Origin of the sequence: Shinella kummerowiae (assembly GCF_009827055.1) — a bacterium.
In the GTDB taxonomy this organism is placed as follows: Bacteria; Pseudomonadota; Alphaproteobacteria; order Rhizobiales; family Rhizobiaceae; genus Shinella; species Shinella kummerowiae.
Window position 1 is genome coordinate 141,304 of the sequence record NZ_WUMK01000009.1, and the last position, 24,190, is coordinate 165,493.

Here is a 24,190-nt window from a genome sequence, read left to right on the forward strand (position 1 = left end):
CTCCCTTGGAATTACTGCGCGGCGTTCTGGGCGACGTTGACGGACTTGTCCGCACCGTCGACAGACGCCATCAGGGCCTTGTTTGCCTCGCCGACATTCGTCGCGGCGGCAGCAAGCCAGGTATCGTACTTCTCCTGCGAGACGACGCGGATGGCGATAGGCATGAACGCGTGGTCCTTGCCGCAGAGCTCGGAACACTGGCCGTAGAACAGGCCTTCGCGATCGGCCTTGAACCAGGTCTCGTTCAGACGACCCGGAACGGCGTCGATCTTGATGCCGAAGGACGGCATGGCATAGGCGTGGATCACGTCGGCAGCGGTGACGAGGAGACGGACATGCTTGCCGACCGGGACGACGAGTTCGTTGTCGACGGCGAGAAGACGCGGATAGACCGACTTGTCTTCCTTGCCGGCGCTGGCGCGGTCGCCATCCTGCAGGAGCAGACTGTCGAAGGAAAGCGGGCTGTCGCCGACCTGGTATTCATAACCCCAATACCACTGGAAACCGGTCGCCTTGATCGTCAATTCCGGCTCTTCGGTGGGCGCGAGCTGCTTGTTGAGGAGCTGGAAGGAGGGGACCGCCAGAAACAGCAGGGCAACGACCGGACCGAGCGTCCAGACGATTTCGATCGCCGTGTTATGGCTGGTCTTGGACGGGACCGGGTTCGCGCCTTCACGGAACTTGACGACGACGATGACGAGCAGGACGAGAACGAGCAGGGTGACCGGTACGATGAACCAGAGTGTGTACTGCTCGAACCAGCGAATCTCTTCCATGATCGAGGTTGCGGGGGGCTGGAGGCCCTTCTGCCACTCGAACGGCTGATCAGCGAATGCGGTCGAAGCAAAGAGCAGACAGCCTAGAGCGGCCAGAACTGCAAAAGCTTTGTTTTTCACAACGTATCTCCCCAAGGCGTTTGATTGGGATCAAACAGGCGCGCAGAATCCCTGCTATACTGAGTGCTTAAAACCACAGTTTCATGCTCGCCGCAACAGCCATGGGCGACCCCCCATGCGGCATTTTTGCGCAAAAGCAAAAGCCTAGGGCCGAACCCCACAGTTTCTTCACATTTCCCTATAGCATGAAAGGTTTGCCCGCGGCGATCCCGGCCAGAGCCCCTTCCCTTCCCGATTCGCGCGGCGGCTGCATGCGCCCGACGAGGTGGTCGCTTCTCTGGCCAGCGGGTGAGATCAAGCCTTTTCAGGGCGCTTCTCATCCAACCGTCCTGCGCGCGGCTGCATTGCAGGCGGAAGTGCTTCGTATAGATTGCCGACAGCATTTCTTACGAGGCTTTTCTCAGGTGATCGGATTTAAGGAACGCCTCGCGCTTTATACGCTCCTGACAGCGCTGACGTCGCTTAGCATTGACGCGCTTCTGCCGGCCCTGCGGGATATCGGTGCTGATGTCGGCGTCGTGCCACCCCTTTCAACCCAGCATGTAATATCGTTGTTCATCTTCGGCATGGCGTTTGGCGAACTGCTGCTAGGCCCATTGTCAGATGCGATCGGCAGGAAGAAAGCGCTCGTTTTGGGGATTGGCATATATGTGACGGGCACGCTGATATCGATGCTTGCGGGATCACTCGAGATCGTCATCCTCGGCCGCTTCCTGCAAGGCGTTGGGGTAGCCGGGCCGAAGATCGCCACACGCGCCATGATCCGGGATCAGTTCGAAGGTGATGCCATGGCGCGGGTCATGTCCTTTATGTTCACCCTGTTCATCCTGGTCCCCATGCTGGCCCCTGCTCTCACACAGGGGCTGATCAGCCTCGCCGGTTGGCGCAGTGTTTTTGTCGTCTACTTCGCAGTCTCCATTGGCCTTGGTATTTGGTTGGTGACTCGGCACCCGGAAACGCTGCCGGTATCCAACCGCATTCGCCTTCGCCCCAGACTTCTTTTCCGGAACGCGCTTCGCATCATTTCAAGCCGGCGCGTGTCGTTATTGATTGTGTCAACAGGGCTCATTTTCGGAGCACAGCTCCTGTACATCAGCACGGCCCCCGACCTGTTCTTCGACGCCTATCAGATCGAAAGAGCCTTTCCTCTCTATTTCGCCGGACTGGCTACAGCCATGGGCTTGGCGTCATTTCTAAATGCCCGACTGGTACAGCGCTTTGGCATGCGCGCTATGGTACGCGCCGGGCTAACCGGACTGACCGGCCTCTCATTGATCATGATGATTGCCTCCCTCATCGATGCGGGAGATCTTCATTTATTGGTGCTGTTGGCCCTTCTCTTCGGGGCCTTTTTCGCGATCGGGATTCTTTTCGGCAACCTGAATGCCTTGGCGATGCAGACCCTGGGGCAGACGGCGGGCCTTGGAGCGTCATTGATCGCTTCCGGCTCTAGCGCCATCGCAACAGTGTTCGCCGTTGGAACAGGCAGCCTCTATGACGGGAACGCCATGTATCTCGCGTTCGGTTTTCTCCTGGCAAGCATAAGCGCACTTCTTCTCACGGAAGCAGCTATGCGAGGCGACGAGGCGCCAATCGAAGCCGCACGATGAGCCTTCGAGTACAAGTTGGCTTCTCTATATTATAAAGTGTCCGCGCGAGGTCCAATTTCCGCCTTCAATCAATCGGAAAGGAGCGCTTGGGGCTTTTCATTTCGCCGCCGCCCCTTCAAATATACCGCGACTGATTCGAGATTTTCGAGGTTTTCATGGGTTTTGCTTCCCTTTCCCGGCTGTCCCGGGCGGCACTTGGCCTTGCCGCGCTGGGGCTCGCCGCCGCGGCGCTTCCGTCCGCCTCAGTGGCCCAGCAGCCCGGCACGGTGAAATCGAACCATGGCGCATGGTCGATCGTCTGCGATCAGCCGGCCGGTGCCTCCGGCGAACAATGCGCGCTGATGCAGAACGTGCTGGCCGAAGACCGGCCGGAACTCGGTCTCTCCGTCGTCGTGCTGAAGACCGCCGACCGCAAGGCGAAAATCCTGCGCGTGCTCGCGCCGCTCGGCGTGCTGCTGCCGAACGGGCTTGGCCTCAATGTCGATGGCAAGGATATCGGCCGCGCCTATTTCGTGCGCTGCTTCGCCGATGGCTGCTATGCGGAAGTGGTGCTGGAGGACGAACTCCTGAAGACCTTCCGCTCGGGCGCGACCGCCACCTTCATCGTCTTCCAGTCGCCGGAAGAGGGCATCGGCATCCCCGTCGACCTCAAGGGTTTCGGCGAGGGCTACGACGCGCTGCCGTAAGCCATCACCCGGCGGGCTTGCCGCCCGCCGCCGGGGGACTTACATGAAGCCCGGACATAAATGCTTGCGGAGCCTCTCATGAACACCGACCTCCTCTCCCTCTTCGATGCCGACGAGGCGTCCGTGCAGGCGATGCTCCGGGAGACGCTGAAGAACGCGGACGACGGCGAGCTCTTCCTCGAACACGCACAGGCCGAGTCGCTCTCCTTCGACAATGGCCGCCTCAAGGGCGGCAGCTTCAACACCGACCAGGGTTTTGGCCTGCGCGCCGTGGCCGGCGAGGCCGTCGGCTATGCGCATTCCGGCGAGATGACGCTCGCCGCCCTGAAGCGCGCCGCCGATGCGGCCGGCGCCGTCACGCGCGGCTATTCCGGCGACTATACGGACGCGCCGCAGGGCACGAACCGCCAGCTCTATACCCCGGACAACCCGATCGGGTCGCCGACCTTCGAACAGAAGGTGGCGCTGCTCACCGAGATCGACGCCTACCTGCGCGACAAGGATCCGAAGGTGCGGCAGGTGACGGCATCGGTTGCCGCAAGCTGGCAGGTCGTCAACATCCTGCGCGCCGACGGGCACCGCGTCACCGACGTGCGCCCGATGACCCGCATCAACATTTCCGTCGTCGCCGGAGAAGGCGACCGGCAGGAGACCGGCAGCTACGGTATTGGCGGGCGCACGACCTTCGACGCCTTCCTCACCGCGGAAAGCTGGCGGGCGGGCGCCGACGATGCGCTGCGCCAGGCGCTGGTCAATCTCGAAGCCGTCGAGGCGCCGGCCGGTACGATGGATGTGGTGCTTGCCTCCGGCTGGCCGGGCGTCATGCTGCACGAGGCCGTCGGCCATGGCCTGGAGGGCGACTTCAACCGCAAGAAGACCTCGGCCTTCGCGGGCCTGCTCGGCGAACAGGTCGCCTCCAGGGGCGTCACCGTCGTCGATGACGGCACGATCGACAACCGGCGGGGTTCGATCACCGTCGACGACGAGGGCACGCCGTCCGCCTACAACGTGCTGATCGAGGATGGCAAGCTGGTCGGCTACATGCAGGACCGGCAGAATGCCCGCCTGATGGGCATGAAAGCGACCGGCAACGGCCGCCGGCAAGGCTATGCCTACCGCCCGATGCCGCGCATGACCAACACCTACATGCTCTCGGGCGACAAGACGCCGGACGAGATCATCGCCTCGGTGAAGAACGGCATCTACGCCGTCTCCTTCGGCGGTGGCCAGGTGGATATCACCTCCGGCAAATTCGTCTTCGGCTGCACGGAAGCCTATCTCATCGAGAACGGCAAGGTGACGGCCCCGGTCAAGGGCGCCATGCTGATCGGCAACGGCCCGGACGCCATGCGCCGTGTCTCGATGGTCGGCAACGACAGCAAGCTCGATACGGGCATCGGCAATTGCGGCAAGGCCGGCCAATGGGTCCCGGTCGGCGTCGGCCAGCCGCATCTCAGGATGGATCAGATCACGGTGGGCGGGACGAAGGCCTGATACCCTTCTTGTACGATATCAGGCATGCCAAGTCGCGAAGCCCCCTCATCTTTGATCCACACCAAAACTCCGCAACAGCCATTCCCGGAAGGCGCGCGCTTCGGGTGAAAGGCGCTTGAAGTCGCGGGCGACCAGCCAATAGGCACCATAGGAGATCGAAATGTCGAAAGGCTGCACCAGGCGGCCCTCGGCGATATCCTCTGCGGCGAAGGACCGGTCGACAAGGGCCACGCCGTGGCCGCGCAACGCAGCCTGCAGCACAAGATTGCCTTCCGTGAATATCTGGGCGCGCGTGAGGGTTACGTCCGGCAGGCCGGCGGCTGCAAACCAGCGCTGCCAGGCGCTGCGGTTCTCCTCGTGCAGCAACGTGTAGGCCATCAGATCGGCGGGCGCGTTCAGCGGCGGGCCGTCCGCCCGCAGGCAGGGCATCATCACCGGCACCATTTCGACAGCCGCAAGGCGCTCGGCATCGACGCGAGACCAGGCCTTGGCATCCGTCCCGTGCCGGATGGCGATCTCGGCGTCCTGCGTGCGGAATTCAATGAGACGCGTGTCGGAATCGACCACCACGTCGATCTCGGGATGATCTTCGTGGAAAGCCTCGAGATTCGGCACCAACCAGCAGGCGGCGAAAGACGGTTCGGCGCTGATTTCCAGCAACCCGCCACCGCGGCGGCCACGGATTTCCGACAGGCTGGCATCCATCGCATCGAAGGCGCGGGAGAGCACACCGAGAAGGGCGTGACCGGATGGCGTCAGACGGACGCTGCGATGGCGGCGCTCGAAGAGCGGTTTGCCAAGCTCGGCTTCCAGTTCCTTGACCTGCCGGCTGACGGCGGCCTGCGACACCAGCAGCTCCTCGGCGGCCAGCGTAAAACTTCCGAGCCGGCCCGCCGCCTCGAAACTTCGCAGCGCCGTCAGGGGCAGCCGTCCGCGTTTCATCGCATAACCTCAAGTCATCCGAGATCGACGATAAACTCGTTTGAGTGAAAGAGGCAAGCGGGCGGACAATCCATGCAGTCAAACGCATGGAGAACGAGACAATGTTCGACGCTGTCACAACCATCATGATGGAGGTCATCCTCATCCTCACCTTCCAGTACGGGCGGGCCGCACCCCACCGTCACAGGAAAGCCGTTGTTAACCCATCGGATACCGACCGGATGCGATAACGACCGCACGAAACGACAGGAAAGACCGAAAAAACATGCCAATCCGCAATGTCATGCGCCAGGGGCTCAAGCGCGCCGTCATTACCGGCGGGCTGGAGTTTGCGCATTTTGCGGGCCGCGCCGGGCTGATGGCCACGGCGCGCGGCATGGGCGCGATCTTCACGCTGCACCATGTGCGCCCGAAGTTGCCGCAGGCCTTCGATCCGAATGCGCATCTGGAGATTACCCCGGAATTCCTCGAGGCGGCGATCGAGCATCTGCGCGAGGAAGGCTACCAGTTCGTGGCGCTTGCCGACTTGCCGGCGCGCCTTGCCATCGCACGGGCAGGCGAACGCTTCGCCGCCTTCACGCTCGATGATGGCTATCGCAACAATGCCATGCACGCCCAGCCGGTCTTTACCCGCCACAAGGTGCCGTTCACGGTATTCGTCGCGCCGGGTTTCTGCTGCAAGACCCATGGCATCTGGTGGGAGACGCTGACGGAACTGCTGCGCGCGGCGCCACATCTGGAGTTCGATTTCGGCACCGGCCCGGTCACCATGCCGCTTGCCACGCCCTTCCAGAAGCAGGCGGCCTTCAACCGCATGACCCGCTTCGTCCAGGTGGAGACAGACGAGGCGACCGCGATCGAAAAGCTCGATGCCGCCGCAAAGGCGCATGGCATCGACCCGATGATGATCACCGAACGGCTCGTCATGCGCGAACCGGAGTTGAAAAGCCTCGTGCTCAACCCGCTCGCCTCGATCGGCGCCCATACGGTCAGTCACCGGTCGCTGGCGCGCCTCAGCGACGAGGAAGCCCGCCGCGAGATGAATGAATCAGCCGACCGCATCGCCGCGATCATCGGCCACCGCCCGGAAACCTTCGCCTATCCCTATGGCAACAACGCCGCCGTCTCGCCGCGCGAACACCGCCTCGCCAAGGAGCTTGGCTTCCGCCTCGCCGTGACGACGGACCCGGGCACGCTCTCCGCGCGCTCCTTTGACACGCCGACGACGCTGCCCCGCATCTCGCTGAACGGGCTATACCAGAAACCGAAATATGTCGGCGCCCTGGCCTCCGGCATCCCGTTCCGGCTGCTGCGGCGCTAGAATTTACGGATACATCCGAACCTTCGTCCAGCCCTTGCCATCGTCCGCGCGGCGGAACTCCACGCGGTCGTGCAGGCGGAAGGCGCGGTCGTGCCAGAATTCGATCGAGACCGGCTTTATCCGAAAGCCGGACCAGTATGGCGGGCGGGGGATTTCGCCGATCGCGTAGCGCGCGGTGTATTCCGCGACCGCCTTTTCCAGCGCGAAGCGGCCTTCGAGCGGGCGGGACTGTTTCGAGGCCCAGGCACCGATGCGGCTGCCGCGCGGACGCGAGGCATAATATTCATCGGCCTCGGCATCCGTGACGACCTCCACCTCGCCACGCACGCGCACCTGGCGGCGCAACGATTTCCAGTGGAAACACATGGCGGCCTTACGGGCGGCGAGCAGTTCTTCGCCCTTGCGGCTTTCGAAATTCGTGTAGAAAACGAAGCCGCGCTCGTCGAATCCCTTGAGCAGCACCATGCGCACGTTTGGCAGGCCCGTCTCGTCGACGGTCGCGAGTGCCACCGCGTTCGCATCGTTCGGTTCGGTCTTTCCCGCCTCTTCCAGCCATGTGCCGAACAGGGAATAGGGTTCGTTTTCCTCGGTGAAGTCACCGCTTGTTAACGCGTTTTCGCTCATATTCGATTCAATGCCGATCTATTGGCTGCATGAGGCAGGTTGGAGTGGACGTCATAGCAAAATCGCGACCGGAGACAAAGCCATACTGGGCGCGCTGCCTTGCGATCGTTGCCGTGATGACGTCCGGTGCGCTCCTTTCCGGCTGCATGGGCGGCCTCGACCTGTTTGACGACAAGGTGGATACCGTGCGCACCAGCGCCGTGGCGACCAGCGCGGAACGGCTGACCGATGAAATCACCGTGCGCAATGCCGTCTCGTCCGCCGATCTTTCACACACGGCCGGCAACCCCATTCCCTGGGCGAATTCCGCCTCAGGCAGCGCCGGCGTGATCAGCACCATCGCCGAAAACCGCGACACGGCGGGGCGTACCTGTCGCGATTTCGTGACGACCAAACATTCCTACCAGGGCATCGCCAACTATTCCGGCCGCACCTGCCTTGGCAGTTCCGGCGAGTGGCTGCTGCTCGCCTTCGACCTCCAGGGCTGAGGGCGCCAACCGGGCTTGCGCGAAATCTTTGCGATTTCTCAACCCTGACCCGTAACGAGAGATTAGGACGTTCCTCGCTATCGTGATCGGCAAAACGTCAACGGGTGGAAGTTATGCGTGACCCCTATTCAGTGCTCGGCGTGAAGCGAAACGCCGGACAGGACGAGATCAAGGCTGCCTGGCGCTCGGTCGCAAAGGCGGTGCATCCCGACCAGAATCACGACGACCCGAACGCCACCGTTCGCTTTACCGAGGCCGGCCGCGCCTACGACCTGTTGCGCGACCCGGACAAACGCAGCCGCTACGACCGCCACCAGCGCGAGGCGGAGCTTCGCCGCATGGAGCAGATGCGTCGCCAGCAAGCCGAGCGCAAGGCCCAGACCGAAGCCCCACAACGCGTGGTGGACGAAGGCGCGGAAGACATGATCGCCCGCATCTTCGGCGTCGATTCCCGCGGGCAGCCCGCGGAAGCAAAACCGGACGCCCGCCCGCAGCCGCAGGCCCAACAGCCCAACGCCGCCACGGCGCCGGACACACGCAAGACCACCGGCGAGACCACGTCGGACGAGACCGCGTCTGCGCGCGCCGCCGCGCCCGCGGCAGCGATCATCTCCGCCATCATCCGCCGCATCCGCGGTAGCCGCGCAAAGGTCGAGAAGGCCCCGGATCTTGTCGCCGACGTCACCGTCACGGTCGAGGATATCCTGAACCGGGTGCGCCCGACGCTCGAAACGCCGGACGGCCAGACGTTGCGGGTGCCGATCGGCGCCGGCTCGACGGACGGCCAGGTGATCCGTCTCAGGGAAGCGGGCCATCGCCTGGAAAACCTGAAACGCGGCGATGCAATCGTCACCGTGCGCGTGGCGCCGGGCCGTTTCCGCGTCGATGGCTTTGACCTGAAGGTCGACTTGCCGATCACCATCGAAAACGCCGTGCTCGGTTGCGAGACGACGATCGACGGGCCGCTTGGGCCCCTTCCCGTCTCTGTCCCAGCCTGGTCGGGCTCCGACCAGACGATCACGATTGCGGGCGAAGGCCTCGTCAAGGAAAACGGCGAGCGCGGCGATCTCATCGCCGAAATCCGTCTTCTCCTGTGGGAAAAGCCGGACGCCAAGATGATCGATCTCATGCGTTCACTGCGCGAAGGCCTTTATCTTTAAGCCTTTTGTGACGCTACGGTAAAACATGCACCCATTGTTACGTGTGCTAACAGTTCCTGAAGCCTCCCGCGCTTGAACCACCGTGCCGCCTATGCCATAGGCAGTTTCGACTTTAAGTTCAGGGGGCATACCATGGTTCAGGCATCTGGTCTGATGAAGGGCAAGCGCGGCGTCATCATGGGTGTCGCCAACAACCGTTCCATCGCCTGGGGCATCGCCAAGGCTATCCACGCACAGGGCGGCGAGATCGCCTTCACCTATCAGGGCGATGCGCTGAAGAAGCGCGTCGAGCCGCTGGCCGCCGAAATCGGCGCCGTGCTGGCTGGCGATTGCGATGTTTCGGACGAAGCGTCGATCGACGCCGTTTTCGACAATATCGAGAAGATGTGGGGCAAGATCGACTTCATCGTGCACGCCATCGGCTTTTCCGACAAGGATGAGCTGACCGGCCGCTATGTCGACACGACGCCGGGCAACTTTGCCAAGACGATGCAGATCTCGGTCTATTCGTTCACGTCGGTCGCCCGCCGTGCGGAAAAGCTGATGACCGACGGCGGCTCCATGCTGACGCTGACCTATTACGGCGCGGAAAAGGTCATGCCGAACTACAACGTCATGGGCGTTGCCAAGGCCGCACTCGAAGCGAGCGTAAAGTACCTCGCAGTCGACCTCGGCCCGAAGAACATCCGCGTCAACGCCATTTCGGCAGGCCCGATCAAGACGCTTGCGGCGGCCGGCATCGGCGACTTCCGCTACATCCTCAAATGGAACGAATACAACGCGCCGCTGCGTCGTACCGTTACCATCGAAGAAGTGGGTGATGTCGGCCTCTACATGCTGTCCGACCTGTCGCGCTCTGTGACCGGCGAAACGCACCATGCCGACAGCGGTTACCATGTCGTCGGCATGAAGGCCGTGGACGCGCCGGACATCTCCGTCGCCAAGGATTGAACTGACAGCGGGACCCTCTGCCTTGCTTATCTACATGATCCGACACGGCCAGACCGCGTGGAATGCAGAAGGCAGACTGCAAGGGCAGAAGGACATCCCGCTGAACGACACCGGCCGCAAACAGGCGGCCGGTAACGGCACGGCCTTCAAGGGCATTCTCGGCACGACGGTTTCCGATTTCGATTTCGTGGCAAGCCCGCTCGGGCGCACGCGCGAGACGATGGAGATCCTGCGCCGCGCCATGGGCATCGACCCCCTCGCCTACCGCACCGATGCGCGCCTGGTGGAAGTCTCCTTCGGCGACTGGGAGGGCCATACGCTGCCCGAGCTCGCGGCGCAGGCGCCGGAACGTGTCGAAGAGCGCCGCCACGCGAAATGGAACTTCATCCCACCGGGCGACGATGCCGAGAGTTACGAAATCCTCTCCTGGCGCATCGCCTCATGGCTTGCCGATGTGCGCCAGCCGACCGTCTGCGTCAGCCATGGCGGCGTTTTTCGCGCGGCCTTCCGCCTGCATGGCATGGGTGAGGAAGAGGCGGCCAACACGCCGATCCACCAGGACCGGCTGCTGCGCATCGATGCGACCGGCATGCACTGGCTCTGACGAGCGGTTCAAATCCTACTGAATGATCTCGAGGTCGTTGATGACGCGCTTGCCGTCCACTTCGGTGTAGAACACCAGCACCTTCACGCCGGGCGTCAGGCCCTCGAAATTGAACTCTTCCGGCGCCTGATACTTCTTGCCGTCGTCGAGCGACAGGCTGAGATTCGTCGTATCGACATTCGTGATGGTGGCCTCGACATCGGCGCTTTCTGCCGATGCGGTGAGTGGCGAGAGGAAAACAGCCGTAGCCATCAGAGCGGCGATCAGAAAGCGCATCGTGCGAATCCCAGGAAATGAATCGGTCTTTTTGCTGGCCATCAGATGCCCCCCAAATATGGCAAAATTTGCCCGCCCCCGCGGTCGTGTGAAATGGATGGCCGGAAAGGTGCGGCAAATCAAGGCGCGGGCAGTGCTCATCCCCCGGTTTGTCGGACAAATGCGATGCAACCGCGCGTCATCAAGCGGAAGTGCAAGTATTTCAGCTGCTTATAAATGCAATTTTAAGGAAACAGACCGTACCGTTTTGCAACAAACGGGAACTGTCTTTTGCACCTGCCTGCCGCCCTTCGCCGTCATCTGGCGTCCATTGCAGAATGGGCGCGGCCGTCGCTCATCCCGGCGGCCATTGCCGGCTGCGTCATCCTGACGGCGGGCATCATCTACGAGCGGCAAAACGAGCACATCTACCGCAACGAGTTGCAGAACCATATCGCGGGCGACCTTGCGCTTGTCGGCGCTCGCCTGCAGAGCGAGGTCAACAGCAACGTGGCGGCACTTCGCAGCGTCGCCAACATGTTTGCCGTGGCGCCGGAGCAGGCGACCCTGCAATTCAACGTCTTCGCCCGCAAGCTGATGCTGCAGAACACCCATTTCCGCCGTGTCGGCGTCGCGCCAGACGGCACGGTCACGCAAGCCTTCCCGCTGGACGGCAACCAGCACTATCTCGGCACGAATTTCAACCGCTTCAACTCCTTCCGCATGGCCGCCCAGACGGACCGCTCGCGCGGGCGCCCGCTGATGTTCGGGCCGGTGGAATTCGCCAAGGGCGGGCGCGGCTTCAACCTGTTCATGCCGGTCTTCACCAATGTGGATGCCCGGCACTACTTCTGGGGTTACATCGACGGGGTGATCGACGAGCGCAAGCTCTTCACCGATGCCGGCCTCATCGACCCCGACCGGCACAACCCGCCCGGCATTTCAGCGCATCCCGCCGATATCCAGCTCGCCATCCGCGATATCAGTGTGCCGGACAACATTGTCGACCCCTTCTTCGGCGCTGCCGAGATCTTCGAAAGCGCGCCCATCGTCCAGGTGCTGGATTTTCCTGGCGGACGCTGGGAGCTCGCCGCCATTCCGACGAAGGGCTGGCAGCATCCGCCGGAAAACCTGACGCAGATCCGTCTGATCATCGTCGCAGCCGCACTCGTCATCATCGTGCCGATCTTCCTGACCGGCGGCCTTGTCAGCGAACGCCAGCGCAACATCGCCCGGCTCCGGGCGCGCGAACGGCAGGTACAGTCGCTCTCCCAGCGTCTCGACATTGCACTCGACGCCTCCAAGATCGGCATCTGGGAAATCGAGCTTGCCAGCGGCGCGCGCAACTGGGACGCCCAGATGCATCGCCTGCACGGCTTCTCGGAAGGCGCCACGCCGAACGACCACGAATGGCGCTCGGTTCTCCACCCAGACGACGTCGCCACCGCCAAGGCCCAGATGGACCTGATCCGCGCCGGCGGCAGCGACTACAAATCGCAATATCGCATCCTAATGCCGGACGGCAGCTGGCACTATATCCGCAATGTCGGCTCGCGCCTCATCGGCCCGAACGGCGATGAAAAACTGACCGGCATCAGCTGGGACGTCACCGAGGACGTCCTGCTCAACCAGGCCCTGAAGACCGCCAAGGAACAGGCCGACATTCAGAACGCCGAGCTTGCCAAGCTGACGCAGCGCCTCGACCTCGCGCTCGATTCCTATGAATGCGGCCTCTGGGAGGCCGACCTCGAGGATGGGCTGACGCTGTGGGACGAGCGCATGCACCAGCTCTATGGCGTCACCAACACGGGAAACCGCATCACGCACGAGACCTGGATCGGCGCCATCCATCCCGACGACCGGGACGAGGCGGAAGGCAAGGCCGACCAGACCATCCGGGAAAACGTGCCCTACATGCGCACCTCGCGAGTTGTCCATCCCGACGGCACGATCCGCCATGTCCAGTCGGTCGGCAAGCTCCATGTCGGGCAGGACGGCCGCCGCAAGCTCGTGGGCCTCGCCTTCGACGTCACCAGCGACGTGCAGATGACCGCCCGCCTCAAGGAGGCCAAGGAGCGCTCCGAGCTACAGAACAGCGAGCTGGAGCAGACGACCCGTCGCCTCGACCTCGCGCTCGATTCCTATCAGTGCGGCCTTTGGGAAGCTGACCTGAACCGCGGCCGGACCTTCTGGGACCCCCGCATGCATCAGCTCTACGGGCTGACCTTCACCGACGGCATCGTGACGCAGGAAGCCTGGCTTGGCGCCATCCACCCGGATGACCGGGCAGCGATCATCGAGAATGTCGAACGCTGCATCGCCCAGGACCTGCCCTATGTGCACGAGGCGCGCGTCGTTCTACCCGGCGGGGAAATCCGCCATGTGCGCTCCGTCGGCAAGATCCACTATGGCCATGGCGCCACCCGCAGGCTGATCGGCCTCGCCTTCGACGTCACCGAGGATGTCGTGCTGCGCGAACACCTCAAGGCCGCCAAGACGCAGGCCGACGCCAAGAACCTGGAACTGGAACAGGCGAAGGTCCGCATCGAGCACAACGCCCTGCACGACCCGCTGACCAGCCTCGGTAACCGGCGCAAGCTCGACGACGAGCTGACCGCCATCGCCGCACGCAGCGCGACGACGGACGTGCGCGTCGGCATCCTGCATATCGACCTCGACCGCTTCAAGCAGATCAACGACACGCTCGGCCATGCGGCCGGCGATGCGCTGCTCGTGCATGCCTCGCAGGTGCTACGCGCCTCGGTGCGCGAGGGCGATCTCGTCGCCCGCATCGGCGGCGACGAATTTGTCGTGGTGGTGGCCGATACGACGGACGAGACCTATCTCAGCGCGCTGTCACGCCGCATCATCACGCTGATGCAGCAGCCCATCGAGTATGAGGGCCATTTGTGCCGCTTCGGCGTCAGCATCGGTATTGCGCTCGCCGAAGGTCGGGCGGTCGATACCGCCAGGCTGCTGGTGAATGCCGACATCGCGCTCTACCGCGCCAAGGCGATGGGGCGCAATCGGCACGAATTCTTCACGCAGGCGCTGCAGGCCGAGATCATCTCGAACAAGCGCATCGCCGACGACATTCTGTCCGGCATCGAGAACAACGAATTCGTGCCCTACTACCAGCCTCAGATCGACGCCGGCACGCTGAAACTCGCCGGCGCCGAGGCGCTCATCCGCTGGAACCATCCACGCGACGGCGTGCTGACGCCGGACCGCTTCCTGAAGATCGCCGAAGACCTCAACGTCATGGCGACGCTCGACCGCATCGTTCTGGAGAAGGCGCTGCTCGACTGCGCCCGCTGGGCGGCGCAGGGTCTGATCATGCCGAAAATCTCGGTCAACGTGTCCGCCCGGCGGCTGCGCGACGAGAGCCTGATCGAAAGCCTGACCGGCCTTTCCATCCAGCCCGGCCAGATCGCCTTCGAACTGGTGGAATCGATCTTCCTCGACGAGAGCGACGACGTCGTTCTCTCCAACCTCGAACGCATCAAGGCGCTCGGCATCGACATTGAGATCGACGATTTCGGCACCGGCCACACCTCCATCGTCAGCCTCTTGAAGCTGAAGCCCAAGCGGCTGAAGATTGATCGCCAGCTCGTTGCGCCGATCCTCTCCTCGCGCGATGAACAGGCGCTGGTGCGCTCGATCATCGAGATCGGCCGCTCGCTCAACATCGAGATCGTTGCGGAAGGCGTGGAAACGATGGCGCACGCCGAAATGCTCGGCATGCTGGGCTGCGATCTCCTGCAAGGCTTCGCCTTCGCCAAGCCGCTCTCGCGCGACGCCTTCCTTGCCTTCGGCAGCGAGATGCGCTGGAAGCTCGCTTCCTGACCGGACCTCACGCGAAACCCTTGTCCCTCCCCCGCTTTTTCCACTAAGAGAGGGACCACTTCTATCGGGTCCGGTTCCGCTCATGTCGCACAACACTTTCGGTCATCTTTTCCGCGTCACCACCTGGGGCGAAAGCCACGGCATCGCGCTCGGCTGCGTGGTGGACGGCTGCCCGCCCGGCATCCGCTTCACGCTGGCCGAAATCCAGGCCTGGCTCGACAAGCGCAAGCCCGGCCAGTCGCGCTTCGTAACGCAGCGCCGCGAGGACGACCTCGTCAAGGTGCTCTCCGGCGTGATGATGGACGCGGACGGCGAGACGATGATCACCACCGGCACGCCGGTATCGATGATGATCGAGAACACCGACCAGCGCTCGAAGGATTACGGCGAGATCGCACGGCAGTACCGTCCCGGCCATGCCGACTACACCTATGACCTCAAATACGGCATTCGTGACTATCGCGGCGGTGGCCGCTCCTCCGCCCGCGAAACGGCGGCACGCGTCGCGGCCGGCGGGCTTGCCCGCAAGGTGGTGCCGGGCCTCAACGTCCGCGCAGCCCTCGTGCAGATCGGCAAGCACAAGATCGACCGCAACAACTGGGACTGGAACGAGGTCAACAACAACCCGTTCTTCGCACCTGATCCGGCGATCGTTCCCGTCTGGGAACAGTATCTCGACAGCATCCGCAAGGCCGGCTCGTCGATCGGCGCCGTCGTGGAAGTCGTTGCCGAAGGCGTTCCGGCCGGTATCGGTGCGCCGATCTACGGCAAACTCGACCAGGACATCGCCTCGCTTCTCATGTCGATCAACGCCGTGAAGGGCGTCGAGATCGGCGAGGGTTTTGCCTCCGCGGAGCTGACCGGCGAGGACAATGCCGATGAAATGCGCATGGGCAATGACGGCAACCCGATCTTCCTGTCCAACCATGCCGGCGGCATTCTGGGCGGCATTTCCACCGGCCAGCCGGTCATCGCGCGTTTTGCCATCAAGCCGACCTCCTCGATTCTCACCGAGCGCCGCTCGATCGATGCCGACGGCAACAATGTCGACCTGCGCACCAAGGGCCGGCACGATCCCTGCGTCGGCATCCGCGCTGTGCCGATCGGCGAGGCGATGGTTGCCTGCGCCGTCGCCGATCACTACCTGCGCGATCGCGGCCAGACCGGCCGCCTGAAATAACTGGCTGAAACAGGAGCCTGCCATGAGCTATGACCAGAAGCGTGTCGTCGATGCCATCCGCGCCTTCGAGGCCGGCGAGATCGTCGTCGTCATGGACGACGACGGCCGCGAGAACGAGGGCGACCTGATCGTCGCGGCCGTGCACTGCACGCCGGAAAAGATGGCCTTCATCGTGCGCCACACTTCCGGCATCGTCTGCACGCCGATGCCGCGCGAGGAGGCCAAGCGCCTCAACCTCAACGCCATGGTGGCGGAGAACGATTCGGCGCACACCACCGCCTTCACCGTCTCCGTCGATTTCAAGCACGGCACGACGACCGGCATTTCCGCCGACGACCGCACGCTGACGGTGCGCAACCTCGCCAATCCGAATGTCGGCCCGACCGATTTTGTGCGCCCCGGCCACATCTTCCCGCTCGTCGCCCGCGAAGGCGGCGTGCTGATGCGCTCCGGCCATACGGAAGCCGCCGTCGATCTCTGCAAGCTCGCCAGCCTGCCGCCGATCGGCGTGATCAGCGAACTCGTCAACGACGACGGCACAGTCATGCGCGGTCCGCAGGTGGCAAGCTTTGCCGAGACGCACGGCCTCAAGCAGGTCTCGGTCGCCGATCTCATCGCCTACCGCCAGCGCAAGGAAACGCTGATCGAGCAGGTCGACAGCTTCACCATCGACACGCCCTATGGCCGGGCCAAGGCGATGACCTACACCCTGCCCTGGGACCCGATGCACCACCTTGCCGTCGTCTTCGGCGATATCCGTGATGGCGTGGACATTCCGGTACGCCTGCATCTCGAAAATGTCGGCGGCGACGTTTTTGGCGCGGACCGCCAGATCGACAGCATCATGAAGCGCATCGCCGGCGAAGGCCGCGGCGTCATCGTCTACCTGCGCGAGGGTTCGGTCGGTGTCGGCGCCTCGCAGACCGCCCGCCGGAGCAAACATGACGGCGAAGGCCACGACGAGGCGCAGGCACGCGAAAGCGAATGGCTGGAAATCGGCCTCGGCGCGCAGATCCTGAAGGATCTCGGCATCACCTCGATCCGCCTGCTGGCCTCGCGTGAGCGCCACTATGTCGGTCTCGAAGGATTCGGCATCCAGATCAGCGCGACCGACCTCTGCTGATCGCCCGCTAGCGCCCGAATATCCCGCGCCCCCAAAACGTTTGCAGTTCACGCGACGATTGGGGGCCGCGGGATTTTCTTTGGGGGCGACAAGGGCATGTGGGATTTCAGCATCGGCAAGACTATCGGCATTCTGCTGAAGACCATGCCCTTCATCCTGACCCGGATGGTGATCTACTTCGCCATCACGCTTGCCTTCATCCTGGCAACAGGCGTCGGCGCCGGCATCGGCTATGGTGTCGGCTCGGTCAGCGACAGCCCGGAATCCTTCGCCGTCTGGGGCGGTTTCTTCGGCATGGGGCTGGTCGGAACGGCCGTCTACTGGGCGCGGGAATGGCTGCTCTACATGGTGAAGGCCGCGCATATCGCCGTCATCGTCAGGCTGATCGACGGCGAGGCCCTACCGGAGGGCAAGGGTCAGGTCGCCTATGGCCGCGAGATCGTCACCGCCCGCTTCGGCGAGGCGAACGTGCTCTTCGCGCTCGACCAGCTCATCAAGGGCGTCATCGCCGCCATCACCGGGCTGATCGGCGGTGTTGCCGCCTTCCTGCCAATCCCGGGCCTCGACGGCATCGCGCGCTTTGCCAATACGGTCATCCGCCTCTCGCTGACCTATGTCGACGAAATCATCCTCGGCTACAACATCCGCACCAAAAGCGACAATGCCTGGGAAAGTTCGCGCCGCGGCCTCGTGCTCTACGCGCAGAACGGGCTGAAGATGGTGAAGAACGCCGTCTGGCTCTCCATCTTCCTGTGGGTCCTCTCGATCGGTGTCTTCCTGCTAGCCCTCGCCCCGGCGGCGGCGATCCTCTATCTCTTCCCCGGCGAAATCGCCGGCTACAGCTTCATCATCGCGATCGTCTTCGCCTGGGCCTTCAAGGCGGCCGTGCTGGAGCCCTTCGCAATCACCGCGCTGATGGCCGTCTATTTCGACACGATCCGCGGCCAGGTGCCGGACCCGGATTGGGACGCGAAGCTGATGGGCGCATCGGAGAAATTCCGGGCACTCACGGAAAGCGCGAGGGGTGCCTTCGGCGGACGACCGGCGACGGCTTGAAACCTGTTGGAGATGAGGGGCAGAGCTAACCGCCCTCGCCCCGCCACCCATCGAGATACCGTACCTCCTCCAGGCCCGAAAACTTCGCCAGACGGGCAAGCTCGGCCTCCAGCTTCTCCAGCCGCCCCGCCGAGGCGCGGACCTTCGGTTCCCACCACAGCCGCTTGACGTCGAGCGTGCCGGACTTGCGGTCGGCCTTCATGTCGATGCGGCCGACGAGGCGGTCGCCTTCGAGTAACGGGAAGACGTAGTAGCCGTATTGGCGCTTCGGCTCCGGCACGAAGACTTCGATGCGATAGAAGTAACCGAACAGCCGTTCCGTGCGGTTGCGGTCACGGATCAGCGGATCGAAGGGCGAGAGCACACGCAGCCGGGCTGGCGGTTCGGGGATATCGCCGAGGTTTTGCGGGAAGTCGGCGAAGGCATGGGAGGCACGCGGCTTGTCGCCGTCTGCCGTCTCGATGGCAACGGGGCGCAGTTCGTCGCGGTGCGTTTCCACCCAGGCTTTCGCCTCCTCCGGCGAGATCAGCGCCCAGAAGGCAGCAAGCTCGCCATGGGTGGCAAAGCCGAGCCTCGTCAGCGCGCTGCGGCAGGCCCAGTCGACGAAGGCGTCATGTTCGACATCCGGCTCGTGGTGATGCGCCGGCACGACGCGCTCGGTGAGGTCATAGACCTTCTGGAAGTTTTCCCGCCGGGCGATCGCCAGCTTGCCGGTGTGCCAGAGAAATTCGAGCGCCGTCTTGTTCGGATGCCAGTTCCACCAGCCGCCGGACTTGTGCTCGTCGGTCTTCAGATCGCGCGACAGGACGGGGCCGCCTGCGGCGATGCGCTCATAGGTTTCCTCGAATGTGGCGTCAAAACCCTCGCCCTGCCACTTGCTCCAGCGCTCGAGGATGGATGCCTCCTTGCGGCGGAAGCGGTGCTTCCAGTAGCGGAAGAATTCGCTCGGGATGATGGAGGCATCATGCGTCCAGTGCTCGAACAGATCACCGTCCGTCTCCAGCAATTCCGTCAGGTGCTCGCGCCGGTAGGTCTGGTTGCGCGAGAAGAGGATCTGGTGATGTGCCCGCTCGACGGTGGCGATGCTGTCCACCTGCACGAAGCCGATATCGTGGATGAGCTGCAACAGCCCCGCCTTGCCGAGCAGGCGACCGGGTGGCGTGCTAAGCCCCTGGCGGGCGAGGAAGATGCGCCGGGCCTCGGCATTGGAAAGCAGAATCGTCATAACCGGATGATAGACACATATTCCTGTTTTGTTCCACCCACTTTCTGTTGGAAAAAACCAAGCGACATCCGGCTCCTTCAACGTTTTCCGCAGATTGTTCAACATTATTACAGGCGTCGACACAAAAGCGCTTCGCACTTCCCGTGGAATTGCTTATAGGTCCACCACCCATCTGCGAACGGGACCCCGCTCTTGGATATCGTTTTCTCCGCCGCCACGGTGAACTATGCGGGACGCACCGCGCTCCAGCCGCTGGATTTACGGCTGACCGAACAGCGCATCGGTGTCGTCGGCCTCAACGGTTCCGGCAAGACGACCATGGCGCGGCTGATCAACGGCCTCGTCAAGCCGACCACCGGCACGGTGACGGTCGGCGGGCTCGATACGGTGGCCGACGAGGTTGCCGCGCGCGGAAAAACCGGCTTCATCTTCCAGAACCCGCAACACCAGATGATCCTGCCGATCCTTTCGGAAGACATCGCCTTCGGCCTCAAGAATCGCGGCTTCGGCAAGGTCGAGATCGCGGAGAAGACCGAGGCGGTGCTTGCGCGTTTCGGCATTTCGCACCTGGCGCGCCGGCGTGTCCATGAGCTTTCCGGCGGAGAAACGCAGCTTGGCGCCATTGCAAGCGTGCTCGTCACCGGCCCGGAGCTTCTGATCCTCGACGAGCCGACCAACCAGCTCGACCTGAAAAACCGCACACTTATCGCGCGCACCATCGCCGGACTGCCGGAGCAGGTGCTGGTGATCACCCACGACCTAGCGCTGATCGAAGGCTTCGACCGCGTGCTGGTCTTCCATGACGGGCGGCTTACCGCAGACAGCGCGCCGGCCGAGGCGATCCGCACCTACCGGGAGATCGCCGCATGCTGAACGGGCTCGACATCGAGGGTACCTCGCCTTTGCATCGCATGCCCGTGCGCGGCAAGTTGATCGTGCTTTTCGTCGCGGCCATCGTGCTTTTCCTGACCTCGGACCTGCGTTTTCTCGTGCCGGCGCTCGTTCTGGCCGCAACGATTTATCTGTCGACTGGCATCGGCCTCAGGGAAGCGGCGCGGCGCACGCGCTTCGTGCTCTTCACCGTGCTGCTGGTCGCGGCGGCAAACTATGTCTTTCATTCGCTGCACGAGGCCCTTGCCGTCTTCAGCCGCCTGTCCACGCTGGTGCTGCTGGCCGCCGCCGTCACGGCGACGACAGGCATTTCCACCTTCATGGACGAAATCACCCGGCTCCTCACGCCGCTGGAGCGATTCGGCTTCGTGCGGGCGGCGGATGTCAGCCTTGCCGTCGGCCTCGTCATCCGTTTCGTTCCGGAGATTTTTGCCCGCTACCAGGACATCGCCGACGCCCACCGGGCGCGCGGCCTGCCGGTGCGGCCGCTTTCCACGCTGACGCCGCTCATCATTCTGACGCTGAAGGATGCGGATACGATCGCCATGGCGATTGACGCCCGCGGTTTTCGGCGGCACTAAACACCAACCCAATTTTGTCCATCCGGGAACCTCGACATGACCACCAGAGACATCGTCCTCGTCGCCCTCTTCGCCGCGATCATCGTGGTGCTGGGCCTGCTGCCGCCGATCACGCTCGGTTTCATACCCGTGCCGATCACCGCCCAGTCGCTCGGCGTCATGCTGGCCGGCTGCATTCTCGGCGCCAAACGTGGTGCTGGCGCCGTGCTGCTCGTCCTGCTGCTCGTTGCGATCGGCCTGCCGGTGCTGTCCGGCGGTCGTGGCGGCCTTGCCATTTTCGCCAGCCCGACCGGCGGCTACCTCGTCGGCTGGGTGTTCGGCGCCTTCGTCTGCGGCTTGATCGCCGAGCGTTTCGCCCGGGAAGACAAGGGCGAACTGACGCAGTTTCTCGCCTTCCTGGCCGCATCCATCGTCGGCGGCATTGCCGTTGTCTATCTCTTCGGCATTCCGTGGCTCGTCTACATGAGCGGCAAGGCGTTCTTCGAAACGGCGCTGGCATCGCTCGTCTTCGTTCCCGGCGACCTCATCAAGGCATTTGTCGCCATGCTGGCCGGCCGCGCGGTGCTTGCGGGTTACCCGCTCCTGCCGCAGCGCGCCTGAGCCCATGCCGCTTTCCGGCGCCCTCGAACAGCACGCCGCCAACCATCCTGAAAACCCGGCCTTCCATCTGGAGGACCGGGTTCTCTGCTACGGCGCGCTGGCCGCGACGGCGCGGCGGCTGTTTGCGGCCTTCTCGCGCCTCGCCCCTGAAGGCCACAGCGCGATCGGGCCGAAAAACCGGCTCATCGCCATCATCACCGGCAACCACGCGCTCTTTGCCGCCGCCTTCGCCGCGGCGACGGCCGGCAACAACTGTGCGGCGCTGATCGATCCGCACCTGCCGGAACCGGTTCGGCGCCGCATGATCGAAAAGCTCGGGCCTGATCTCGTCGTCACCGCAGACGGCGCCAACCTCCTCGCCCGCAGCCCGCACGACGGCAACAGCACGACGATCAGCGAAGAGGCCGCCCTCGGCGACCCGCCGCTCCCCGAGGGCAACGGCGACGATCCGTTCCTGATCGTCTTCACCTCCGGCACCACCGCCGACCCGAAACCGATCATCCGCGATCGCCGCTCCTGGCGCATCAGCCTTGAAACAGGCGCCCCCTTCTTCGGCATCGACGCGACGACCAGCACCTATTCTCCCGGTCCCCTCGCCCACGGTCTTGCGCTCTATGCAATGACGGAGACGCTGCTTGCCGGCGGGATTTTTTACACAGCCCGGCATTTCGACGCCGCCGAGGCGGCGAACACGATCCGGAGCAACGACGTCCGCCGCCTTGTGCTCGTGCCGACGATGCTGCGCCGGCTTTGCGAGGGCGGTGGCGCGGAAGGAGTGACGGCGATCACCATTGCCGGCGCCAAACTCACCGCCGCCGACCACGCACTGTGCCGCAGAACGTTTCCGGGCGCAGCACTTCGCGAATATTACGGCGCCTCGGAGATCGGCTTCATGACCGCCACCGCGCCGGGCGATCCCGCCTCCTCCACCGCCGTCGGCACGGCTTTTCCCGGCGTTCGGCTCTCCATTCTGGATGGGGCCGGCAAGGCGCTGCCCGCAGGCGAAACAGGCACCATCTTCGTCGAAAGCCCGCTCGTCGCCACCGGCTATCTCGGTGCTGGCGACGGTGCAGGGCTTGCCCGTGTCGGCAACCTCACCACCGTGGGAGACCTCGGCTTCCTCGAGGCGGACGGCACGCTGCACCTCCTCGGCCGCTCCGGCGGCATGGTGCTATCCGGCGGCAACAACATCTATCCGTCCGAAGTGGAAGCGGCACTGCTTGGCCTGCCGCATGTGCGCGCCGCCCATGTCTTCGGCGTCGACCATGCCGATCTCGGCAGCGAACTCGTCGCCGTCATCGAACCGAGCAGATCGGCGCTGACGCCCGACATATTGACGGCTGCGATGACCGAGGTGCTGCCACGCTACAAACAGCCGCGCCGCCTGTGGCTTTGCCGCGCCATGCCGGTGACGCCCTCCGGCAAGGTCGAGGCGAAGACGGTGCGGCAATGGGTGGCGGAGGGAAACAATGCACTCGAACGGTTCCTCTGATCCGGCGCGCATTCCGGTCATCGCCGCGGCCTTTCGCACGCCGATCGGCCGCGTCAACGGCACGCTTGCCGCAATCGAGCCGGCCAGCCTCGCCGCGCCGCTGATCCGCCGCATCCTTGCCGAGACAGGGCTTGCGCCAGACGCGGTGGACGACGTGATCCTCGGCAATGCCGCCAACAGTGCGGGCAACCTTGCCCGTCTCGCCGCCTTGGAAGCGGGCCTGCCGGTCAGCGTGCCCGGCATGACGGTGGACCGACAATGCGGCTCGGGGCTGGAAGCGATTGCGCTGGCCGCTCGCTTCGTGCAGGCCGGTGCCGGCCGCTTCTATCTTGCCGGCGGCACGGAGAGCAGCAGCCGAGCGCATCTGCGCTTTCGCCCGCCCGCCGCGCCCGGTGGCGAGCCGGAGCCGGTGCGCCGCGCCCGCATGGCGCCGGATTCCGTTGGCGATCCGGACATGGGCATCGCCGCCGAAAACGTCGCTGCACACGCCGGCATCAGCCGCGCGCGGCAGGATGCCTTTGCGCTCGAAAGCCATCGCCGCGCCGTCGCGGCCGCAAAAGCCGTTCAGTTCGACGACGAGATCGTGCCGCTCGAAACGCCCGCCCGCACGGTCTCCCACGACGAATGCCCGCGGGAAAACACCTCGCTGGAGAAACTTGCCGCGCTCAAACCCGTCTTTCGGCCGGACGGCACCGTGACGGCGGGCAATGCCTGCCCGGTAAATGACGGCGCCTCGGTCGTGCTGGTCACCTCGCTTGCCGAGGCACGAAGCCTTGGCCTGACGGTGCTGCTGGAGATCGTCGACAGCGCGGCCGCCGGTGTCGATCCCAACCTGCTCGGCCTTGGGCCGGTGCCGGCGATGCACAAGCTCATTGCCCGCAATCCGGGACTCGACGCCGCGGCGATCCCGTTCATCGAGTTCAACGAGGCCTTCGCCTCGCAGGTGCTGGCAAGCCTCGATGCGCTCGGCATCGATCCCGCAACGGTCAATCGCGACGGCGGGGCGCTGGCGCTCGGCCATCCCTATGGCGCGTCCGGCGCCATTCTCGTCACGCGGCTTTTTGCGCAGATGCGGCAAGCCGAGGCCGAGACCATGGCACTTGCCATGATGGGTATCGGCGGCGGCATGGGTATTGCGACCTTGTTTCGGAAAGTGTGAGGAACG

General features: G+C 63.9%; 21 protein-coding genes and 1 pseudogene. 17 read left to right on the plus strand and 5 right to left on the minus strand.

The features are described from left to right. Positions 1-11: 11 nt before the first annotated feature. The gene (coxB, locus tag GR138_RS22835) at positions 12-896 is read right to left on the minus strand and encodes a cytochrome c oxidase subunit II (RefSeq protein ID WP_160861567.1); all 885 of its coding nucleotides are present in this window, start codon (positions 894-896) and stop codon (positions 12-14) included. An 83-nt stretch (positions 897-979) separates the two neighbouring features. Between coxB and GR138_RS22840 the strand changes: the two genes are divergently transcribed. The 3 genes and pseudogenes from GR138_RS22840 to tldD all read left to right on the plus strand — a co-directional run bounded on the left by GR138_RS22840 (position 980) and on the right by tldD (position 4,686). Next, the gene (locus GR138_RS22840; RefSeq protein ID WP_246200634.1) at positions 980-2,506 is read left to right on the plus strand and encodes a multidrug effflux MFS transporter; all 1,527 of its coding nucleotides are present in this window, start codon (positions 980-982) and stop codon (positions 2,504-2,506) included. Positions 2,507-2,757: 251 nt separating this feature from the next. Then, positions 2,758-3,192: pseudogene (locus tag GR138_RS22845) on the plus strand (invasion associated locus B family protein); the annotation flags it as partial. 78 nt (positions 3,193-3,270) lie between these two features. After that, positions 3,271-4,686 (plus strand): metalloprotease TldD, encoded by a 1,416-nt coding sequence (gene tldD / locus GR138_RS22850; RefSeq protein ID WP_160861569.1) that lies wholly within the window; start codon positions 3,271-3,273, stop codon positions 4,684-4,686. 45 nt (positions 4,687-4,731) lie between these two features. Here the strand turns inward: tldD and GR138_RS22855 are convergent, their stop codons facing one another. After that, on the minus strand, positions 4,732-5,628 hold the full coding sequence (locus tag GR138_RS22855; protein WP_160861570.1) for a LysR substrate-binding domain-containing protein: 897 nt from the start codon (positions 5,626-5,628) through the stop codon (positions 4,732-4,734). A 265-nt stretch (positions 5,629-5,893) separates the two neighbouring features. Here GR138_RS22855 and GR138_RS22860 point away from each other — a divergent pair, with 265 nt between their 5' ends. Then, positions 5,894-6,949, plus strand: a complete 1,056-nt coding sequence (locus tag GR138_RS22860) for a polysaccharide deacetylase family protein (RefSeq protein ID WP_160861571.1) — start codon at positions 5,894-5,896, stop codon at positions 6,947-6,949. A 3-nt stretch (positions 6,950-6,952) separates the two neighbouring features. On the opposite strand, the gene pdxH is transcribed toward GR138_RS22860, so the two are convergent. Next, on the minus strand, positions 6,953-7,573 hold the full coding sequence (gene pdxH / locus GR138_RS22865) for a pyridoxamine 5'-phosphate oxidase (RefSeq protein ID WP_160861572.1): 621 nt from the start codon (positions 7,571-7,573) through the stop codon (positions 6,953-6,955). Positions 7,574-7,617: 44 nt separating this feature from the next. Between pdxH and GR138_RS22870 the strand changes: the two genes are divergently transcribed. The 4 genes from GR138_RS22870 (at position 7,618) to GR138_RS22885 (ending at position 10,776) form a co-directional block, all read left to right on the plus strand. Then, positions 7,618-8,061: an RT0821/Lpp0805 family surface protein gene (locus GR138_RS22870; RefSeq protein ID WP_160861573.1), complete on the plus strand. Its 444-nt coding sequence runs from the start codon at positions 7,618-7,620 to the stop codon at positions 8,059-8,061. A gap of 113 nt (positions 8,062-8,174) precedes the next feature. Further along, positions 8,175-9,221 (plus strand): DnaJ C-terminal domain-containing protein, encoded by a 1,047-nt coding sequence (locus tag GR138_RS22875; RefSeq protein WP_160861574.1) that lies wholly within the window; start codon positions 8,175-8,177, stop codon positions 9,219-9,221. Positions 9,222-9,353: 132 nt separating this feature from the next. Continuing rightward, positions 9,354-10,172 carry an enoyl-ACP reductase FabI gene (fabI, locus tag GR138_RS22880; protein WP_160861575.1) on the plus strand — a complete coding sequence of 273 codons (819 nt, stop codon included), beginning with the start codon at positions 9,354-9,356 and terminating at the stop codon, positions 10,170-10,172. Between the two features lie 22 nt (positions 10,173-10,194). After that, positions 10,195-10,776: a histidine phosphatase family protein gene (locus GR138_RS22885; RefSeq protein WP_202402788.1), complete on the plus strand. Its 582-nt coding sequence runs from the start codon at positions 10,195-10,197 to the stop codon at positions 10,774-10,776. A 15-nt stretch (positions 10,777-10,791) separates the two neighbouring features. Here GR138_RS22885 and GR138_RS22890 read toward each other — a convergent pair whose 3' ends face one another. Beyond that, positions 10,792-11,052, minus strand: a complete 261-nt coding sequence (locus GR138_RS22890; RefSeq protein WP_160861576.1) for a DUF1344 domain-containing protein — start codon at positions 11,050-11,052, stop codon at positions 10,792-10,794. Between the two features lie 270 nt (positions 11,053-11,322). On the opposite strand from GR138_RS22890, the gene GR138_RS22895 reads away from it, so the two are divergent. The 4 genes from GR138_RS22895 (at position 11,323) to GR138_RS22910 (ending at position 18,236) form a co-directional block, all read left to right on the plus strand. Beyond that, positions 11,323-14,877, plus strand: coding sequence for a bifunctional diguanylate cyclase/phosphodiesterase (locus tag GR138_RS22895; protein WP_160861577.1), 3,555 nt, complete (start codon positions 11,323-11,325; stop codon positions 14,875-14,877). 82 nt (positions 14,878-14,959) lie between these two features. Further along, positions 14,960-16,057 carry a chorismate synthase gene (aroC, locus tag GR138_RS22900; protein ID WP_160861578.1) on the plus strand — a complete coding sequence of 366 codons (1,098 nt, stop codon included), beginning with the start codon at positions 14,960-14,962 and terminating at the stop codon, positions 16,055-16,057. Between the two features lie 22 nt (positions 16,058-16,079). Continuing rightward, a complete protein-coding gene (ribB, locus tag GR138_RS22905; RefSeq protein WP_160861579.1) occupies positions 16,080-17,180 on the plus strand; it encodes a 3,4-dihydroxy-2-butanone-4-phosphate synthase in 1,101 nt (366 codons plus the stop codon). A gap of 96 nt (positions 17,181-17,276) precedes the next feature. Then, complete coding sequence (locus tag GR138_RS22910) at positions 17,277-18,236, plus strand: hypothetical protein (protein WP_160861580.1); 960 nt, start codon at positions 17,277-17,279, stop codon at positions 18,234-18,236. Positions 18,237-18,261: 25 nt separating this feature from the next. On the opposite strand, the gene GR138_RS22915 is transcribed toward GR138_RS22910, so the two are convergent. Continuing rightward, entirely contained in the window at positions 18,262-19,461 is a 1,200-nt protein-coding gene (locus GR138_RS22915; RefSeq protein WP_160861581.1) for a winged helix-turn-helix domain-containing protein, read from the minus strand. A gap of 192 nt (positions 19,462-19,653) precedes the next feature. On the opposite strand from GR138_RS22915, the gene GR138_RS22920 reads away from it, so the two are divergent. Genes GR138_RS22920 through GR138_RS22940 form a run of 5 tightly spaced genes read left to right on the plus strand, consistent with a single transcriptional unit; the run spans position 19,654 to position 24,184 of the window. After that, positions 19,654-20,334, plus strand: coding sequence for an energy-coupling factor ABC transporter ATP-binding protein (locus tag GR138_RS22920; protein WP_160861582.1), 681 nt, complete (start codon positions 19,654-19,656; stop codon positions 20,332-20,334). After that, the gene (locus GR138_RS22925; RefSeq protein WP_160861583.1) at positions 20,328-20,933 is read left to right on the plus strand and encodes an energy-coupling factor transporter transmembrane component T family protein; all 606 of its coding nucleotides are present in this window, start codon (positions 20,328-20,330) and stop codon (positions 20,931-20,933) included. Before GR138_RS22920 ends, GR138_RS22925 begins: the two co-directional genes overlap by 7 nt. Before the next feature lie 36 nt (positions 20,934-20,969). Beyond that, positions 20,970-21,533 carry a biotin transporter BioY gene (locus GR138_RS22930; protein WP_160861584.1) on the plus strand — a complete coding sequence of 188 codons (564 nt, stop codon included), beginning with the start codon at positions 20,970-20,972 and terminating at the stop codon, positions 21,531-21,533. A 4-nt stretch (positions 21,534-21,537) separates the two neighbouring features. Next, positions 21,538-23,025, plus strand: a complete 1,488-nt coding sequence (locus GR138_RS22935; protein ID WP_160861585.1) for a class I adenylate-forming enzyme family protein — start codon at positions 21,538-21,540, stop codon at positions 23,023-23,025. Next, entirely contained in the window at positions 23,003-24,184 is a 1,182-nt protein-coding gene (locus GR138_RS22940; protein ID WP_160861586.1) for a thiolase family protein, read from the plus strand. Before GR138_RS22935 ends, GR138_RS22940 begins: the two co-directional genes overlap by 23 nt. The last annotated feature ends 6 nt before the right edge of the window (positions 24,185-24,190 follow it).

What these genes read in the sequence shown, in the direction of transcription:
- GR138_RS22840 (WP_246200634.1), top strand. Translation starts at nt 980, where the DNA reads ATGCTCGCCGCAACAGCCATGGGCGACCCCCCATGCGGCATTTTTGCG.
- GR138_RS22915 (WP_160861581.1), bottom strand. Translation starts at nt 19,461, where the DNA reads ATGACGATTCTGCTTTCCAATGCCGAGGCCCGGCGCATCTTCCTCGCC.
- fabI (WP_160861575.1), top strand. Translation starts at nt 9,354, where the DNA reads ATGGTTCAGGCATCTGGTCTGATGAAGGGCAAGCGCGGCGTCATCATG.
- GR138_RS22925 (WP_160861583.1), top strand. Translation starts at nt 20,328, where the DNA reads ATGCTGAACGGGCTCGACATCGAGGGTACCTCGCCTTTGCATCGCATG.
- GR138_RS22875 (WP_160861574.1), top strand. Translation starts at nt 8,175, where the DNA reads ATGCGTGACCCCTATTCAGTGCTCGGCGTGAAGCGAAACGCCGGACAG.
- GR138_RS22890 (WP_160861576.1), bottom strand. Translation starts at nt 11,052, where the DNA reads ATGCGCTTTCTGATCGCCGCTCTGATGGCTACGGCTGTTTTCCTCTCG.
- GR138_RS22940 (WP_160861586.1), top strand. Translation starts at nt 23,003, where the DNA reads ATGCACTCGAACGGTTCCTCTGATCCGGCGCGCATTCCGGTCATCGCC.
- GR138_RS22935 (WP_160861585.1), top strand. Translation starts at nt 21,538, where the DNA reads ATGCCGCTTTCCGGCGCCCTCGAACAGCACGCCGCCAACCATCCTGAA.
- GR138_RS22910 (WP_160861580.1), top strand. Translation starts at nt 17,277, where the DNA reads ATGTGGGATTTCAGCATCGGCAAGACTATCGGCATTCTGCTGAAGACC.
- aroC (WP_160861578.1), top strand. Translation starts at nt 14,960, where the DNA reads ATGTCGCACAACACTTTCGGTCATCTTTTCCGCGTCACCACCTGGGGC.
- tldD (WP_160861569.1), top strand. Translation starts at nt 3,271, where the DNA reads ATGAACACCGACCTCCTCTCCCTCTTCGATGCCGACGAGGCGTCCGTG.
- ribB (WP_160861579.1), top strand. Translation starts at nt 16,080, where the DNA reads ATGAGCTATGACCAGAAGCGTGTCGTCGATGCCATCCGCGCCTTCGAG.
- GR138_RS22860 (WP_160861571.1), top strand. Translation starts at nt 5,894, where the DNA reads ATGCCAATCCGCAATGTCATGCGCCAGGGGCTCAAGCGCGCCGTCATT.
- GR138_RS22855 (WP_160861570.1), bottom strand. Translation starts at nt 5,628, where the DNA reads ATGAAACGCGGACGGCTGCCCCTGACGGCGCTGCGAAGTTTCGAGGCG.
- GR138_RS22930 (WP_160861584.1), top strand. Translation starts at nt 20,970, where the DNA reads ATGACCACCAGAGACATCGTCCTCGTCGCCCTCTTCGCCGCGATCATC.
- pdxH (WP_160861572.1), bottom strand. Translation starts at nt 7,573, where the DNA reads ATGAGCGAAAACGCGTTAACAAGCGGTGACTTCACCGAGGAAAACGAA.